General features: G+C 54.5%; 13 protein-coding genes and 3 pseudogenes. 10 read left to right on the plus strand and 6 right to left on the minus strand.

Translation table 11 applies throughout. From position 1 onward, the window contains the following. Position 1 precedes the first annotated feature (1 nt). The 4 genes from menH to V6944_RS02845 all read right to left on the minus strand — a co-directional run bounded on the left by menH (position 2) and on the right by V6944_RS02845 (position 4,413). The gene (gene menH, locus V6944_RS02830; protein ID WP_333497802.1) at positions 2 to 766 is read right to left on the minus strand and encodes a 2-succinyl-6-hydroxy-2,4-cyclohexadiene-1-carboxylate synthase; all 765 of its coding nucleotides are present in this window, start codon (positions 764 to 766) and stop codon (positions 2 to 4) included. Then, complete coding sequence (gene menD, locus V6944_RS02835) at positions 763 to 2,433, minus strand: 2-succinyl-5-enolpyruvyl-6-hydroxy-3-cyclohexene-1-carboxylic-acid synthase (protein WP_333497803.1); 1,671 nt, start codon at positions 2,431 to 2,433, stop codon at positions 763 to 765. Before menD ends, menH begins: the two co-directional genes overlap by 4 nt. Positions 2,434 to 2,511: 78 nt before the next feature. Further along, complete coding sequence (gene menF / locus V6944_RS02840; RefSeq protein ID WP_333497804.1) at positions 2,512 to 3,804, minus strand: isochorismate synthase MenF; 1,293 nt, start codon at positions 3,802 to 3,804, stop codon at positions 2,512 to 2,514. Between the two features lie 147 nt (positions 3,805 to 3,951). Then, a complete protein-coding gene (locus tag V6944_RS02845; protein WP_333009635.1) occupies positions 3,952 to 4,413 on the minus strand; it encodes a GNAT family N-acetyltransferase in 462 nt (153 codons plus the stop codon). Positions 4,414 to 4,459: 46 nt separating this feature from the next. On the opposite strand from V6944_RS02845, the gene rbn reads away from it, so the two are divergent. From rbn to V6944_RS02895, 9 genes and pseudogenes are all read left to right on the plus strand, one after another. Then, positions 4,460 to 5,377, plus strand: a complete 918-nt coding sequence (gene rbn / locus V6944_RS02850; RefSeq protein WP_333497805.1) for a ribonuclease BN — start codon at positions 4,460 to 4,462, stop codon at positions 5,375 to 5,377. Positions 5,378 to 5,443: 66 nt separating this feature from the next. Beyond that, positions 5,444 to 6,439 (plus strand): chemotaxis protein, encoded by a 996-nt coding sequence (locus V6944_RS02855; RefSeq protein ID WP_185667033.1) that lies wholly within the window; start codon positions 5,444 to 5,446, stop codon positions 6,437 to 6,439. Between the two features lie 420 nt (positions 6,440 to 6,859). Continuing rightward, complete coding sequence (locus V6944_RS02860; RefSeq protein WP_333497806.1) at positions 6,860 to 8,038, plus strand: DUF2169 family type VI secretion system accessory protein; 1,179 nt, start codon at positions 6,860 to 6,862, stop codon at positions 8,036 to 8,038. Further along, the gene (locus tag V6944_RS02865; RefSeq protein ID WP_333497807.1) at positions 8,038 to 12,627 is read left to right on the plus strand and encodes a PAAR-like domain-containing protein; all 4,590 of its coding nucleotides are present in this window, start codon (positions 8,038 to 8,040) and stop codon (positions 12,625 to 12,627) included. The genes V6944_RS02860 and V6944_RS02865 overlap by 1 nt, the downstream gene beginning before the upstream one ends. Next, positions 12,627 to 13,109 carry a pentapeptide repeat-containing protein gene (locus V6944_RS02870; RefSeq protein ID WP_333497808.1) on the plus strand — a complete coding sequence of 161 codons (483 nt, stop codon included), beginning with the start codon at positions 12,627 to 12,629 and terminating at the stop codon, positions 13,107 to 13,109. Before V6944_RS02865 ends, V6944_RS02870 begins: the two co-directional genes overlap by 1 nt. A gap of 82 nt (positions 13,110 to 13,191) precedes the next feature. Further along, a pseudogene (locus V6944_RS23315) lies at positions 13,192 to 13,332 on the plus strand (RHS repeat domain-containing protein); the annotation flags it as partial. A gap of 71 nt (positions 13,333 to 13,403) precedes the next feature. Then, on the plus strand, positions 13,404 to 13,655 hold the full coding sequence (locus V6944_RS02880; RefSeq protein ID WP_333497809.1) for a hypothetical protein: 252 nt from the start codon (positions 13,404 to 13,406) through the stop codon (positions 13,653 to 13,655). A 32-nt stretch (positions 13,656 to 13,687) separates the two neighbouring features. Continuing rightward, a complete protein-coding gene (locus V6944_RS02885; RefSeq protein WP_333497810.1) occupies positions 13,688 to 13,966 on the plus strand; it encodes a hypothetical protein in 279 nt (92 codons plus the stop codon). A gap of 385 nt (positions 13,967 to 14,351) precedes the next feature. Further along, the gene (locus V6944_RS02895; protein ID WP_333497811.1) at positions 14,352 to 14,954 is read left to right on the plus strand and encodes an RHS repeat-associated core domain-containing protein; all 603 of its coding nucleotides are present in this window, start codon (positions 14,352 to 14,354) and stop codon (positions 14,952 to 14,954) included. A 372-nt stretch (positions 14,955 to 15,326) separates the two neighbouring features. Here the strand turns inward: V6944_RS02895 and V6944_RS02900 are convergent. Continuing rightward, a pseudogene (locus V6944_RS02900) lies at positions 15,327 to 15,487 on the minus strand (SymE family type I addiction module toxin); the annotation flags it as partial. Between the two features lie 65 nt (positions 15,488 to 15,552). On the opposite strand from V6944_RS02900, the gene V6944_RS02905 reads away from it, so the two are divergent. Then, positions 15,553 to 16,029 carry a hypothetical protein gene (locus tag V6944_RS02905; protein WP_442910711.1) on the plus strand — a complete coding sequence of 159 codons (477 nt, stop codon included), beginning with the start codon at positions 15,553 to 15,555 and terminating at the stop codon, positions 16,027 to 16,029. A 152-nt stretch (positions 16,030 to 16,181) separates the two neighbouring features. On the opposite strand, the pseudogene V6944_RS02910 reads toward V6944_RS02905, so the two are convergent. Beyond that, positions 16,182 to 16,433 (minus strand): annotated as a pseudogene (locus V6944_RS02910) (SymE family type I addiction module toxin); the annotation flags it as partial. Positions 16,434 to 16,609: the final 176 nt, after the last annotated feature.

The following is a 16,609-nucleotide window of genomic DNA, read 5'->3' on the forward strand; positions in this document are numbered from 1 at the left end:
CCTATAAGTTAACAGGCAGAATCTGAGCCAGGCACGCGGCCACGCCCGCGGGATTTTCCCGGTGCGCGTTGTGCCCGGCATCATGAATAAGGTGGCAAGGTCGCGAGAGTTCCTCGGCAATAGCCCGAAACTTGCGGTCGCGCTCGCCACAGAGATACCAGAATGGATATGAAAGCGTGTGCAGCGCAGGACGGAGGTCTTCCTGCACGGCTAAAGAAGTGACCAGCAGCATTGCCGCCAGCGCATTGCCGTCGTTTTGCTGACGCAGCGCCACCAGCGAATCGCGCTGTGCGTCGGTAAGGCTGGCAAAAACCGGCTGTTGGTACCAGGCGCTGAAAACGTCCGCTAGCGGAAGCTCACGAAAACGCTGCGCCCAGGCTTCGTCGTTGCGCCAGCGCGATTCCCGCTCCGCGTCGTTCGTCAGGCCAGGGTGACCACCTTCGACAATCAGCCCTGCGAGGCCTTCCGGCCGCGAGCAGGCGTAGTGCATGGCAATCCGTCCGCCCAGCGAGTACCCCACCAGCCAGTAATTTAGTATGTTGTAACTAAGCAGCGTTTCCCGCAGCAGCGCGTCCATTTGCGCAAAATCATTAATCCGTAAGGCGGCAGAACCACCGTGACCAGGGAGATCGACATACAGCCGATTGGCCCGCACAAAGCGTTGCCCTACCGGCTGCCACTCGCGGTGGTCGCCGGAAAAGCCGTGCAGGAAAACCAGCCACGGCTGCGTTGGATCGCCCTGCTCGGCCACGGCGTGCAGAATCATAGCTTGCTGACCTGCGCCAGCAGATGCTGCAGCGTTTGTGCGCCGTCAGTGTCGTTAACCACCAGCTCAATCACCGTGGTCGCGGGCGTACGCCAGGCGGTGCTCAGCGCTGCTTCCAGCGAGGCCCAGTCCTCTGGCTGCTGATAGCGCAGGCCAAACATTTTCGCCGCGTGCTCAAAGTGAACGTTTTGCGGCATCGCGTAGAAGCGCTCGCGCTCTTCCACCGGCGTCGGCAGCAGGGAGAAAATCTGCCCGCCGTTGTTGTTGACCACAATCAGCACCAACGGCGCGGACACCTGACGCAGCAGCGCCAGCGCGTTGAGGTCGTAGAGCGCGGACAGGTCACCAACGATGGCAAGCGTCGGCCGCGCGCTGGCACGCTGCACGCCAGCCGCCGTAGAAATCAGGCCGTCGATGCCGCTGGCACCGCGGTTGCTGTAGACCGGGTAGCCCGCCGGAAGCTGGCCCAAGGCGTCAATTAAGCGCACCACCAGGCTGTTGCCGACGAACAGTTGCCCCTGATCCGGCAGGTAGCGACGAATACGGTGCGCCAGCTGCGCTTCACCGAAATGTTCGCTTTGCGCGGCGACCGCATCCCATGCCTGCTCGGAGAGCGTGGGGATGACGGTGGTCCACGGCGCGCGTTTCTCCGCCGGGTGTTTTTCCAGCCACTGCGCAATGTTGCTCACCAGTCGGCGACCACGATGATGCGCCGGGTCGAGGCGACCGGAAAGCGGGTCAACCAGCCAGTACTCGTCCGGTTCGCAGGCCAGTTGCCATTGCAGCACGCGTTTGCCGGTGAGGCTACTGCCAAGCTGCACCACAATTTGGGCCTGCTCAAGCTCGCTGATGGCGGCCGGGTTACTCAGCCAGAGATCCGCGCACGGCAGCGGCTGCCCGGTTTGCGACAGCACGTCGCCAATCAGCGGCCAGCCGAGGGTTTTCGCCCATTCGGCAACCTTCTTGCCCTCTTCCGCGCTCATGCGCCCGGCGACAATCACGCCGCGCTTTTGCCGCCAGAAGAACCAGTCACGCTGGACGGCACTCTCCTGCTGCAGCGCTTCGCGCAGCCAGGGTTTTTCCCCCTGCCACCAGTCGCCCAGCGCCTGCTGCCAGGCAAGGCCGGTATCGTCCATATCGCCATACAGCGGTTCGGCAAACGGGCAGTTGATGTGCACGCCGCCGGAATGCAGCGAGCCCAGCGCGTCATCCACCACGGAGACCAGCCAGCGGGCCGGAATATCCTGGCTCGGACGCGGTAATGAAACGGTACTGGAAGGATGTGAGGCAAACATGCCGGGTTGCCGAATCGCCTGATTCGCGCCGCAGTCGATCAGCTCTGGCGGACGGTCGGCGGTCAGCAGAATAATTTTTTCGCCGGTCAACCCTGCTTCTATCAGCGCCGGGTAGAGGTTCGCCACCGCCGTGCCGGAGGTGACAATCACCGCCACCGGCTGCTGGCTAACCTTCGCCAGCCCCAACGCCAGATGCCCGAGCCCGCGCTCATCAAAATGGGTGTGATGAATAAAGGTGCGGTTCTCCGCCGCCGCCAGCGTAAGCGGTGTGGAACGAGACCCGGGCGCAATGCAAACGTGCCGCACGCCGTGACGGGTTAATGCTTCGAGGATCACCGCCGCCCAGCGTCGGTTAAATGCGCTTACTGACATGAAGTTGTCCGGTATCAAATAATCGACTCAGTATAAATTCTACGGCTTAGTAGGATTTTGATATGAATCGGTAATGTTCTATTCAGGGAACAGCAAAGCGCGCAGACCCGCCGCTTTATTTTCGATTTCCTGCCACTCTTGCTCAGGATCCGAGCCGTCGATGATGCCGGCCCCGGCATACAGGCGCACCGTGTCGCCTTCCACTTTCGCCGAGCGCAGCGTGACGCAAAATTCACTTTGACGACGAGAAAGATAGCCCGCCGACCCGGCGTACCATTCGCGGGTAAACGGCTCGAAACGGTCGATAAAGTCCAGCGCCTGCGCACGCGGTAGCCCCGCCACCGCCGCCGTCGGCTGCAGTTGCAGCAGGCAGCGCGTATCGTCCGCCACGTTAAGCTCCGCCTGAATGCAGCGCCGCAGATGCTGCACCTTACGCAGGCGGACGATTTCCGCGGGCAGAACATCGAGCGCGTGGGTCAGCCCCTGTAAACGCTGGCAGATATCTTCCACTACCAGGCTGTTTTCCCGCTGGTTTTTATCGTCGCGCATCAGCCAATCGCCCAGCCGCTTTGCGGTTGCTGCATCGTCGTGCGCCGCTACGGTGCCCGCCAGCGCTTCGGTACGCAGCGCCGTGCCGCGCCGCCGCCATAAACGCTCCGGCGAGGAACCGAGAAAGGTCCGCTGCGCGTCGAACGCCATATAGAAATGATAGCAAGAGAAATTGACCCGGCGGCTGGCGGCCATCAGCGCACTGGCGTTTGGCGCGCCGCAAAAGACCAGATCCGTTGCTCGTGCCAGCACCACTTTGCTAAAGGCACCGTCGCGAATCGCCTGGGTAGCCTGGTCAATCAGCCGACACCAGCCCTCTTGGCCGGGGCGATGGGTTTCACTTTTTTGCTGCAACGCCAGCTCCGCCGAGGCGTGATGAGCAGTGAGCAAGGCCAGGCATGCCCGCGCCTGTTCAGCATCCTGCTGGAGCGAGGTATCGCTCCATAGGTTGATGCGAAGCTGAGCGTGCCCGGCTTCACGCCGCCACTCCAGACGCGGCAGGAACAGCTGGCCGACGTTGGGATCAAACGCGTTCACGCCGCAGATGCGCAGGTCGTCGCGCTCAAGCGTGTGCAAAAAGGCATTGGCCTTAGCCAGGGAGGAAAAGGTCTGTACGGCGCCCAGCGCGGCAATCTCTTCTTTGCCGCTGCGCTGCTGCCAGTAGAACTGCGGCCAGACCGCCTGCCCGCTAAGCCAGGCAAGCGGGTCGAAGGCATCGCTCAGGGGGAAAAAGACTTCGAGGGTTCGCGCGCCGGGCAACGCTGGAAAATCGTCTGTCAGCAGCCCTGACAGGCTCTGCAACGCCGCTAAAATGGATCGCACGCAAACCTCCCTATGATAAAAACCACATAGTATACGGGGTACTTGTTATAAAAAGCAGTACCCACGATTAGGGAGCGGAAACGTAACAAGGCAATATCGCACTGAAAATCAACGCTCTTTGCCTTTCACTATAGACGGGATTTGGGGTTATGCCTGCGCCACTTCTCGTGCCATGCCCACGTGCGGAATACCATCTTCGTCGTAGACATCGGTGACGGTGATAAACCCGAAATGGCCGTAGAACTCCCGCAGATGCGCCTGCGCGCCGAGATAGAGCGCCCGCTGCGGCCAATGCTGCTGGCAACTGGCCAGCGCGCGTTCCATCAGCTGATAGCCCAGACGCTCGCCGCGCACCGCTGAGCTGACAATCACCCTGCCAATCACCACCGGTTCAAATTCTTCCTCACTGACCAGAATGCGCGCGTAGGCCACCAGCTTGTCGTCTTTCCAGCCCAGCAGATGACGGTTTTCGCCCACCAGATCATCGCCGTCGATATCCAGATAGACGCAGGCCTGTTCCACCACAAAGACTTCGCTGCGCAGCTTCAGCAGGTCGTACAGCGTCGGGACGGTTAATTCAGAATGGTGCAAATCTTGCCAGCGAATCATGGTAGGCTCCTTAAACCTTATTTTTTACCGCCAGGGGCGCGGCGCTATGCAATTGACGTTTTTAGGTACATCCGCGGGCGTGCCAACCCGAACTCGCAACGTAACAGCAATACTGCTGAATCTGCAACACCCGACGCAGCCGGGGCTGTGGCTTTTCGACTGCGGCGAAGGCACCCAGCACCAACTGCTGCACACCGCTTTTCATCCGGGCAAAATCGAGCGCATCTTTATTAGCCACCTGCACGGCGACCATCTGTTTGGCCTGCCGGGGCTGATTTGCAGCCGTTCGATGTCGGGCAGCGCCCAACCGCTCACCCTGTACGGGCCAAAAGGGCTGAAAGAGTTTATTGAAACTACCCTGCGCCTGAGCGGTTCGTGGACCGATTTCCCGCTGGAAGTGGTTGAAATCAGTGGCGGAGAGATCCTTGATGACGGCCTGCGCAAAGTCACCGCTTTCCCGCTGAATCACCCGGTCGAGTGCTACGGCTTTCGCGTGGAAGAACACGATAAGCCGGGCGCGCTGGATGCGCGCAGGCTGGTTGCCGCAGGCGTCGCGCCCGGCCCGCTGTTCCAGCAGCTTAAAGCCGGTGAACAGGTAACGCTGGCGGACGGTCGCGTGATTAACGGCGCGGATTACCTCTACCCCGCTACGCCCGGTAAAAAAGTAGCGATTTTTGGCGACACCGCGCCGTGCGATGCTGCGCTGGAGATGGCCCGCGATGTTGATGTGATGGTGCATGAAGCGACGCTGGAAGCCGCCATGGCGGAGAAAGCCAACAGCCGTGGGCATTCGTCCACCGAGCAGACCGCCCAGCTGGCGCGGGCCGCCAACGCCAAGCGGCTTATCGTCACTCACGTCAGCTCGCGCTACGACGCCGAAGGCTGCCGCCGCCTGCTCGCCGAGTGCCAGGCGTATTTCCCGGCGTGCGAACTGGCCGAGGATTTCGCCACCTTCACGCTGTGATAACGTTTTAGCCGCGCCTGCCGATAACTCAGCTAATAAGAGAACGCTTTTTACGCTGAGGGCACGATGGATAACTTCCAGAAAGAGATCGACGACAGGGCTAACCTGACCCTGTCCAACCGTTTTGAGCTGCTGCTTTTCCGCCTCGGCGCGTCATCGCAGAGCGACGCCTCGGAGCTGTACGGCATTAACGTCTTTAAGCTGCGGGAAATCGTCCCGATGCCGAGCTTCACCCGCCCCGCCGGCATTAAGCCGCCGCTGATGGGCATGGTGAACATTCGCGATCAAATCATTCCGGTTATCGATCTCGCCGCCGTCGCGGGCTGCAAACCTGCCACCGGCCTGAACATTCTGCTGATTACCGAATACGCCCGCAGCGTGCAGGCCTTCGCCGTCGAATCCGTTGAGAACATTACCCGCCTCGACTGGACGCAGATCCACACCGCCGAGAAAGCGGTGAACGGCAAATACATCACCAGCATCGCCTGCCTCGACGATCATAAGGAGAGCAACAACCTGGCGATGGTTATCGACGTAGAACAAATTCTTTACGACATCACCCCCTCCAACCACGATCTGCACGCCAAAGAGCTGAACCCGCGTAAATTCAATATTAAACCGGGTGCTACGGCGATTGTCGCCGAGGACTCGAAGGTAGCGCGCGCCATGCTGGAGAAAGGGCTGAAGGCGATGGACATCCCCGCCCAGCTGCACGTGACCGGCAAAGAAGCGTGGGAGAAAATCGAGCTTATCGCCCAGGAAGCGGCGAAAGAAGGCGTGCCGGTGAGCGATAAAATCGCCCTCGTGCTGACCGACCTCGAAATGCCGGAGATGGACGGCTTTACCCTGACCCGCAAAATCAAAACCGACCCACGGCTGCGCAATATTCCGGTGGTGATCCACTCCTCCCTGTCGGGGAACGCTAACGAAGACCATATTCGCAAGGTTAACGCCGATGGGTATGTGGCGAAGTTTGAGATTAATGAGCTGGCGGCGGTGATTGAGCGGGTGCTGAATAAGGCGGCTGGGAGGGGGGAAAGTGGGTTGCATGCGGTGAGGTGAGGGTTTGGGGGACCGCCAGGAGGAAATACCTGGCGGAGATCGTTTGGGGTTAAGATTGATATCCACATCATCTTCATTGAAATATACAAAGGAGAAATATAGAGGGCAGTGGTAAAAAACATTAATTTAAAATTGAAGTGTTATTTGTTATCCCCCGCATGCGGCCCTATATTAATCAGAGATAAGCCAAGATAAAACCGGCTCAATCATAAATATAATCAATATCATAAATAACAAACCCAAATACTCAACTGGCATATAAAAAACAGATATCAAAAAAATATACTCAATATGGATACATGTCACAAAATCAGAATTAAAAAAATCGTCTAATCTACTCCTTTTTTTTAAAAGAATACGCTGCCACCTCAAATAAACAATAGATATAAATTAGCGTTATTTATAACCTGGAAATAAGATATGGAATTTCGCAATCTGACGCCATTTTCCGTGATGGAATATGCAATGGATGACCTACGGAATGAACGCCATCATGTGGTCGCAATGAAAACAGGTTTTCAATTGTCAAAAGATGCCAATGATAAATGGCATGCCACGCTGATGGAATATCCAGCATCCCCCTTAAGAATGGCAGATAAATTTTCCGGGGAAATAAATGCCTCTCCGGTTGCGCACGAAAGTGACCTCGCCCCCTTCAAGCCTGCCTGCGATATTATCGTCAACGGAACCGTTTATACGCCAGATGGCGCAGCCGTACCGACGATGACCGCAGGCTTGCTGATGCACTCACCGACTGGTGAAGTGCTGATGGATAAAAAGTTGCGCATCACCGGCAGGCGATTTTACCGGCGCCAGCCATTAACCGGGCAATGGTATGAAACAGAGCCTGAGCCATTCACCTCCCTGCCGCTGGATTATCGCTACGCCTATGGCGGTGAATGTCGCATCGAATCCAACAGCGAATATGCTGACCGCATCCTGCAGGAATACCGTCTGACCGCCGAACAACGGCGCGTGCACCCTGAATCATCTCATCCCCCGCTGGCACATATGGCCTGCCCGGTAAATCCACTGGGGCTGGGCTTTATGCCGCCTTGGTATCAACGGGCCGGTAAAATCCAGCAGGCCGAAGCACCCCGAATTATCTCGGTTAAATGTCCATTCACCCTTCATCATTTTATTGCCTGCCTGGACGGCAAAAACGACGGTTCTGCACCTGAGTTTCAGCCCGCGGGTTTTGGCTGTATCAGCCGTACCTGGCTACCCCGGCTGCCGCTGGCCGGGACTTACGACCAGGAATGGCTGGAAAACCGCCACCCTGGCCTGCCGGAGGATTTTGATTTCCGCTACTGGAACGCAGCCCCGCATGACCAGCAAATTCCTTTCCCGGTCCCCGGTATAACGTTCGCCCTGAGAGGCTTTCATCCTGAGGGTGATATCCGTTTTACATTACCCACCAATCGGGCCGGCATTCTGCTGCGGATGGACTCTGGTGAGTGTATTCCACAGATGATGTGGACCGACACGCTACTCATTGACACAGATGCCCTGACCGTCGAACAGACCTGGCGATATCTGTTACCCGTTAATTCGTCAGTACGGGTAATGGAAGCCCGTTATCACGTGACAGGAGAATAATGATGGCTAAGAATTATATCGCCCGCCAGGACGAGCTGTGGATGGCCATCAGCCTGACACCGGATGTCTGTAAAACCCCGATAGGCCCCGTCACGCCGCCCATCCCTTATCCTGTCACCGCCAGTCTGAGTGATTCCGTGCAGATTGTTCCGTCAGTCAAAGCGAACGGGCACCCGGTGCTGGTACTGGATCAAAGTTTCATTCCCGCTACAAAAGGCGATGAGCCGGGTGTGGCTAAGGGAGTGAAAAGCGGTACGGTGGGTGACATTTGCGAACCGCTGGAGCACAGCACCACCTTCAAAGCCGGTGGCAAGCCCGTTCTGCGCCACTTCGATATGTTCTGGATGAATGCCAGAAATACCACCGGCCTCATTATCGGCCAGTCCCCTTCCGCCAGTGTCATGGCAAAAGAAGCAGACCCGCAACCTGCTCCCGAAACGGAGAAAGAGCAAAGCTTCTGGGACATGATGATGATGGTACAACTTGACCAGAATCGGGCACAAATCGAGGCCGCCCCCTTCCAACTGGACTTAACCATTGGCGGTCTCAAAGCCGCCTGGAACCAGTTCCCGGATATAGTCACGATGATGGGCCAGAGTGCCGTGATGCAGCACGCCGGAGAAATGCAGATGAATGCTGCCATTCTCTCAGCCACTGGTCAGGATGCGCTGGGCAGAGAGATGTATAACCAGGGGGCGGAGCTTCGGGAGCATGCCGGTGATTTCAATCTGGATAAATACCACCTGGAGATGGACAACGAGACGCAGGCGCTCGGCGGAAAAATTTATGACTATGGCTCGCTGGCGCTGGGGGGATATGGCCTGCTGAAAGGGGGATTTACGCTGGTGAAAACCCTGCGGGCCGCCAGGAAGCTTGCGAATGAAGGAAAGCATGCCGGTGAGTTGACCGCTGACTTGCTGAAAATAAAAAATGGCGAAAACGCTGTCGGTGATATGTCCCGCACCGAGAAACTGGCTGATGACGCCCTTCCCGACAGTAACAATGGAGCAATAGTTAAAGGCAAAGGCACGGATAATAGCGGCCAGGGTAATAACGCCAGTCAGGGCAATATGACGTGTACAGGTGACCCTGTGGATGTAGCCAGTGGCAGCCTCATTCAGGCTCTCAGCGTCCTCACCCTCCCCGGTACGCTGCCTTTGACTCTCTCCCGCCTCTACCGCTCACAGGCACAAAGCAGTGGCATCTTTGGCCCAAAATGGACCGATGAGTGGTCAGTCTCTCTGAGGGTACATGGCCGCAGTCTGCACTTTACCGACCACGAAGGCGTAGTGCTGTATTACCGCCTTCCGCAGGACGGTGTTTTTCGCGATGCCGTTAACTCCCGCCAGGCATATTATCGGCTGTCGGGGAGCCTGCAAGAGGGTGTGCGCGTATTTGACCGTCGCACGCAGCAGACACAGATATTTTCCCCGGCAGGCCACGACATTTACCTGCTGTCTGCCGTTCAGGACCACCACGGCAACCGGATCGAGTTTCTCCGCACGGATAACCTGCTGACGGAAATTCGCCACAGCGATGGTTACACGCTTTCGCTTGACTGGCAGAAGCGGCAACTGGTGAGCATCGATCTGGTGACGCCGCAGCGTCAGCGCCTGGTGACCTGCCAGTACGACAGTCATGGTTTTCTGTCAGAGTGCGATACCTTTCAGTTCTCACACCTGTGGCATGACTATTCTCCTGAAGGTTTTATGACCCACTGGCGGGACACGGACAAAACCTGCGTGGGTATTCGTTACGACACGCAGGGTCGCGTTATTAGCACCCTGTCAACGGAAGGGTATTACGACGACCGCTTTGTCTATAACGATGAAGAACACTGCACCACCTACATGGATGCCGAAGGCGGTGAAACCCGTTACTGGTACAACGAGGATGGCCTGGTCACCCGCAGCCTCGACCCGCTGGGCCGGGAAGAAACCACCGTATGGGAGAACACACTGCTTCAGTCCCGCACCGATGCGCTGGGGCGTACTACGCAATACCAGTACAACGATGAAGGCGAAATCAGCCAGGTTGCCCTGCCGGGCGGCTACAGCCTGTATTACGACTACAACGAACACGGTCAGCTCACCCGGCTAAGCGCTCCGGGTAACCAGACATGGCAGTGGGCTTATGATGACCACGGCAGCATGGCCTGCCTGACCGACCCACAGGGACGCCAGCAACAATTCAGCTACAGCGAACAGGGCGAGTTACTCCGGCAAATCATGCCGGGCGGTGCCACCTGGCAGTGGCATTACGATGCACTGCATCAGTTCAAAGAAACCACCGCGCCGAACGGCGGTGTGACGCAGACAGAGCAGGATTTTCTCGGCCGCCTGCTGAGCGTTAAAGACCCGCTTGGCTTCATCACGCAGTTCCGCCACAGTAAAAATCATGCCGGGCCACAAGGCAGCGTCGAAGAAATCAACCGTCCCGATGGCGTGCGGGAACTGATGCGTCAGAACAGCGAAAAGCTGCCGGAAAGCGTCACCGATGGCGAAGGCAAAACCACCCGTTATGAGTACGGTGCGTTTGACCTGCTCACCGCCGTCATCCGTCCGGATGGTGAGCGCCTGGAATGCCGCTACGACAAGCTCACCCGCCTGACTGAAATCATCAACGCCGAAGACGAGCATTACCGCCTGACCTACGATAAAGCCGGGCAGCTTATCGCCGAAACCGACTTTACCGGACGCACGCTGACTTACCTCTACGATGCCGCCAGGCGCTGTATCCGCACCGCCTTCCCCGACGGCACACACCTTCATCGCCGGTACAACGTCACCGACCAGGTGATAAACGAGGAAGTGACGCACGGTGACAGCGATCGGGTGCTCAGTCGTACGACGTTTACTTACGATACTCTCTGCCGCCTGACGGAAGCCCGCAACGACGATGCCACCGTCACCTATGAATATGATGACGCCAGCCGGGTCACCGCCGAAACCCTTAACGGCAGGCGGACTGAATATCAGTACGATACCGGACAGGATGATGTCTCCCGCCGCACGACCGACGGCATTACAGAACGCTTTACCCGTGGGATTATGGGCGAACTCACGCAGTGGCAGATAGCGGACCATGCCCCGCTGATTTTTGAGCACGACCTGCGTGGCCAGGAGATATCCAGAAAAAGTGAAGCCGGGTTCAGCCTCCGCCAGCATTACACCCCGACGGGAATGCTGACTGAGCAGCAGGCCGGTGACCTCACGGAACAGAACCCGCACTACCGGCGCAACAACACCCTGCACCGCCAGTGGCTGTATGACAAAGCGTACAACCTGACAATGATTGCCGATTCCCTCCGGGGAACGATGGTCAACAGCGTGACGGCGAACGACCAGATAAGTCACGCCACCTGGACCGGCAGCCGCGATATCCCTATGCGGGAAGAACGCTTCACTTACGATAAAAACCGCAATATCGCCCGTCGCCAGACCTGGGTGGATGAAGTCATGGAAAGTGAGACGTACCAGCGCCAGCTGCATGGCCGGGTGACCTCACGGGAAGACAAAGCGTGGCGGCACTCAACCTCACGTATTAACCCTCACAGCGGGATGCCGGAAGAAGGTAAGTTTGTCAAAGTCATCCGCGATGAACAGACCACCTGGAAATACGATGTTAACGGTCGCCTGGTGGAAAAGCTGGTCGATAAAGGCGGCTACCGCCCACTCACGTGGCGCTACCGCTGGGATGCCAGAAGCCAGCTTACCGGGCTGGAAACCCCCGAAGGCGAACGCTGGGAATATCAATATGACCCGTTCGGCAGACGTATCAGCAAGCGCTGCACTAACCGGGACAAACCGGGAACGGACTTTCACTGGAACGGCGACCAGCTAACCGAAGAAATCCCGGTCAGCCCGGAAGGTACACCGGAATACGAAAACGCCATTCGCTGGATATACGAACCGGGGCGTTTTACGCCGCTGGCGCGTTATGAAAAAGGCCAGTTGCACTACGCCATCACGGATACGGTGGGCCGGATTCAGGAGCTGCTGACCGAAGACGGCACGATAGTCTGGCGGGGCCAGCAGCAGCTATGGGGACGGGAAGAAAGCCGAAACAAGGAAGACGCCCCCACCTGCCGCCTGCGCTTTCCGGGGCAGTATGAGGATGGAGAGTCGGGGTTGTATTATAACCGGTTCCGATATTATGATGGCGGGACGGGGCAGTATCTGAGTGCGGACCCGATAGGGCTAAGAGGCGGGTTAAACCTGTATGCTTATGTGCCTAATCCATTAAAATATATTGATCCCCTCGGATTATGTAAAATTGAGCGTGGTGCCGATGTAACACCTGACATAATTCAGGATGCATTAAAAGGCGACACCATGCAGACACTGCAAGGTAGTGTTTCTCTCCCGGCTATTCAACGTTATGTAGATCGATTGCTAAAAGGTGATGTGGCACCTCCCATAAAAGTTGATGGCAATGTTGTAGTAGAAGGGAATCATCGATATGTTGCAGGTAAAGTCACTGGAAAAATGCCTGAAACGACACCAGGGAATTTGTCACCGAGCCAAGCACCAAATATTAAACCGATGTCAGAAACCACTGTAGATGAGTTCGATTGGGGAAATCACTAATGATCACTATAAAATTTAAGACAAACGAAAAAAAAGAATTCGATCTTGATAGTTTGGATATGGTTAATTTTGATGAGAGTCAATTACATACAGCAATCTTTAGTGGGCATTCCTTATATAAAACTAGTTTTATTAAAGCTAATCTACGAAGTGCCGAATTTTCCCGATGCTATCTGGATGGGGCGGTTTTCATTGAAGCTTTATTGATGAATGCCAACTTAACATATTCAGTGTTGACGAGTTCTGATTTTTCTTATTCTAAATTGTCGGGTGCATGTGTTTTTAAAGCTGATATGAGGAATGCTAACTTTTACCATACAGACTTATTCTGTGTTGATTTCAGTTGTGCTGATTTAAGGGGTGCTAATTTTTCTGATGCACAACGTATTGACAGTGCTACTTTTGACAATGCACTTTATGACGAAAAAACTATTTGGCCTGAAAATTTCTCCGCAGACCTTAAGGGATTAATATTGGTTTAGCCGTCTCTATTTTATAAGAATGACCGTCTTGTGTATGAACTATGACATGGTATATTTAGGAAGGTACGAGCAAAACTGGTAGTATGATCCGCCGATCGGGTGGATTTGCCATTCTGATCCTATAGGGCTACGTGGTGGGTTAAATCTGTATTCATACGTATCTAATCCATTAAAATATATTGATCCGTTAGGATTATGCAAAGTAGATATTGATTCAAAGAAATTTGATTATTTTTCGGTAGGGTTACGTCCGGTTCTCATAATACCGCTCGCTCTCAGCAAATGGCGACTGTTATGAAACAGTTGGGTGTCCCTGATACACCCGAAGGATATAAAATGTTAGCGGATCATTTAACTGATGCTGCAAGGAACCCATTAAATACTGTTGGTGGTTATCCAAAGAATATAGATAATGTAACCTTGTATTTTGTCACAAAAGAATCGCTATTTGCTGGCCCAAGTGGAAAGTTTGCTCAGTTCGATTCTACACGGGAAGTGCTAAGTGATGAAACATTACGATTAACAACGGTGATACCAAAATTATGATAGCAGATTTTGAAGATTAAATACTGGCGGATTTGGCTTTGGAAGCCGAATGTTTTGACCGCGAACATGCTCAGTGGACATATAAATTTAGGCAAGATAATATTGTGTTGGAATTTATTTATTCGATTGATGGCACAATATCTACTTCTTTATACCTGAATGATTTTTTAATCTCTTTTTATTTTGCTGCGGGACTTCAAAATTTATATATGAGTAATGGAAAAATTCATGGCGAAATTATTTCAGGACAACTAGTAAGGAAAGTAATGATAAATCCAATAAATATAGAAGTGAACTGGCAAGACTCATAATAGTCATATGTAAAGAACCGGGAAAGATCCTCAAATCTTCCCGGTTTTTATTATTTAATCCCTGCTCACCACACTTTTTATTCCCTTCTTAATACGCTACCGCCCGCTCACGTGGCGCTACCGCTAGGATGCCAGAAGCCAGCTTACCGGGCTGGAAACCCCCGAAGGCGAACGCTGGGAATATCAATATGACCCGTTCGGCAGACGTATCAGTAAGCGCTGCACTAACCGGGACAAACCGGGAACGGACTTTCACTGGAACGGAGACCAGCTAACCGAAGAAATCCCGGTCAGCCCGGAAGGTACACCGGAATATGAAAACGCCATTCGCTGGATATACGAACCGGGGCGTTTTACGCCGCTGGCGCGTTATGAGAAAGGCCAGTTGCACTACGCCATCACGGATACGGTGGGCCGGATTCAGGAGCTGCTGACCGAAGACGGCACGATAGTCTGGCGAGGCAAACAACAGTTGTGGGGCCGGGAAGAAAGCCGAAACAAGGAAGACGCCCCCACCTGCCGCCTGCGCTTTCCGGGGCAGTATGAGGATGGAGAGTCGGGGTTGTACTATAACCGGTTCCGATATTATGATGGCGGGACGGGGCAGTATATTTCGGCAGATCCCATAGGGCTGGCGGGGGGATTAAACCTGTATGCGTATGCGCCTAACCCGTTGTCATGGATCGATCCGCTTGGTTTAAAGTGCAGTGGTCCTGCTGTAAAACTAAACAGAAAATTAAGCGCATTAGAAAAAGCTCAAAAGAACGCTGTTAATACCCGAATTTTACCCGATGGGCGAATCCGCTATTACAATGAAGAAGCTTTAGCTCATACACCCGGACCAACACGGGGACGTTCTCATGTAACAGAATGGAATCCAAAAAACGGAGATGTCAGGATTTGGGAAGAAACCTATAATCATTCAGGGCAGGTAAACAGAGTGCATCCCAAAATGAAAAATGGTGATTTGTTGGATTTACCACACTAACCACCTACTAAAGCAGATATTGATTCAGGCATAGCCACCTCTTCCGGGCGCGCAGTTCCGTTTAACTTGAGAGGTTCATTATGAATGAACTGACTCAATAGTTTATACGGAACATAAACCGTCTCCTTGAAAATGGATATAATCCACGAGATGTTGCAAGATATTCATTTTTATTCTCTTTAGATCATAAAATTGAAGATGGAAGATTGGAGTATGTTGTCGATTACATTGGTGGAATGGATGCTGGACCAGAATTTTAATTAAAAAAGGAAGAGTTGATTGAGTTTATAAAACAAAATCTTTTATAAAATAAAAGCCGGGAAGAATCTTAATCTTCCCGGCTTTTTTATTACTTAAATCTCGTTCAATCCACTAAACAAGAGCATCCTTAATCCCCTTAACCACCTGTTTAGCCTGATAAAGCTGCTCGCGCAGCTCCTGCACCTCGTTACCATCCGCCATCAGCACGATACACCCCTGTGAAATCTCACGGTCACGTCGCATCCGGTCTCAAATCCCGCCTCTTCAAACCAGCCAGGATGACAGCGACCGGGTACTCAGTCGCACCGTGTTCCACTACGACAGTCGGTGCCGTCTGGTGAAAGCGAAAAATGACGATGCCACCGTCACCTATGAATATGATGACGCCAGCCGGGTCACCGCCGAAACCCTTAACGGCAGGCGGACTGAATATCAGTACGATACCGGACAGGATTATGTCTCCCGCCGCACGACCGATGGCATTACAGAACGCTTTACCCGTGGGATTATGGGCGAACTCACGCAGTGGCAGATAGCGGACCATGCCCCGCTGATTTTTGAGCACGACCTGCGCGGCCAGGAGATATCCAGAAAAAGTGAAGCCGGGTTCAGCCTCCGCCAGCATTACACCCCGACGGGAATGCTGACTGAGCAGCAGGCCGGTGACCTCACTGAGCAGAACCCGCATTACCGGCGCAACAACACCCTGCACCGCCAGTGGCTGTATGACAAAGCGTACAACCTGACAATGATTGCCGATTCCCTCCGGGGAACGATGGTCAACAGCCTCACGGCGAAATATCCACGGTTCTAGCTGACAATTCACAAGCCATCTGTAAAGTTGGTCAAAACACCTCTGCTTCTTGCACAAAGCTGAGGTGCAACCCATAGTTACCAAACATCTCACATCCCTCAATGTATCACCGGCGTCGCTCCGCTCGGCCGGGCTACCATTGTCGCTTGTCGTTAGAATTTCCCGCCCGATTTACTCCGCTTAATCGCCGGAATATCCCCGCTATCGTTCAACGCCCCCGGAAAGGTTTTCAGCCATGCTTTCACTTTGCGCTGGTTGATGCTTGCGACGCTCATGCCTTCAATGCAGCCCCATAGCTCGCGGGTGTTCTGCGGGGTGATCACGATGCAATCTTTCATCACGCGGACTTTGATGGGCATGCCGTCGATAAATCCGGCTTGGGAGAGCCATTCTCCGCCGAGGTGGACGGCGCGGCCTTCGACGAAGGAGTAAAACTCGCAGTGGGTGAAATCGGGTACGGTAGTTTGAGTGAGGGGTGTCGCCATAGTGGCAGCCTCCGATGAGTGATATTATCTCCCACCACCTGAGGTTCCAATCTCATTGGTGGTGGAACCAGACGGGGTTGGAACTACCGGCCTCA

The sequence above is a fragment of the Kluyvera sp. CHPC 1.2972 genome, assembly GCF_036759925.1.
In the GTDB taxonomy this organism is placed as follows: Bacteria; Pseudomonadota; Gammaproteobacteria; order Enterobacterales; family Enterobacteriaceae; genus Kluyvera.

Coding starts and splice junctions, on each gene's coding strand:
- rbn (WP_333497805.1), top strand. CDS start 4,460: ATGCAATTGACGTTTTTAGGTACATCCGCGGGCGTGCCAACCCGAACT.
- V6944_RS02845 (WP_333009635.1), bottom strand. CDS start 4,413: ATGATTCGCTGGCAAGATTTGCACCATTCTGAATTAACCGTCCCGACG.
- menD (WP_333497803.1), bottom strand. CDS start 2,433: ATGTCAGTAAGCGCATTTAACCGACGCTGGGCGGCGGTGATCCTCGAA.
- V6944_RS02865 (WP_333497807.1), top strand. CDS start 8,038: ATGATGGCTAAGAATTATATCGCCCGCCAGGACGAGCTGTGGATGGCC.
- V6944_RS02855 (WP_185667033.1), top strand. CDS start 5,444: ATGGATAACTTCCAGAAAGAGATCGACGACAGGGCTAACCTGACCCTG.
- V6944_RS02870 (WP_333497808.1), top strand. CDS start 12,627: ATGATCACTATAAAATTTAAGACAAACGAAAAAAAAGAATTCGATCTT.
- V6944_RS02860 (WP_333497806.1), top strand. CDS start 6,860: ATGGAATTTCGCAATCTGACGCCATTTTCCGTGATGGAATATGCAATG.
- menH (WP_333497802.1), bottom strand. CDS start 766: ATGATTCTGCACGCCGTGGCCGAGCAGGGCGATCCAACGCAGCCGTGG.
- V6944_RS02880 (WP_333497809.1), top strand. CDS start 13,404: ATGAAACAGTTGGGTGTCCCTGATACACCCGAAGGATATAAAATGTTA.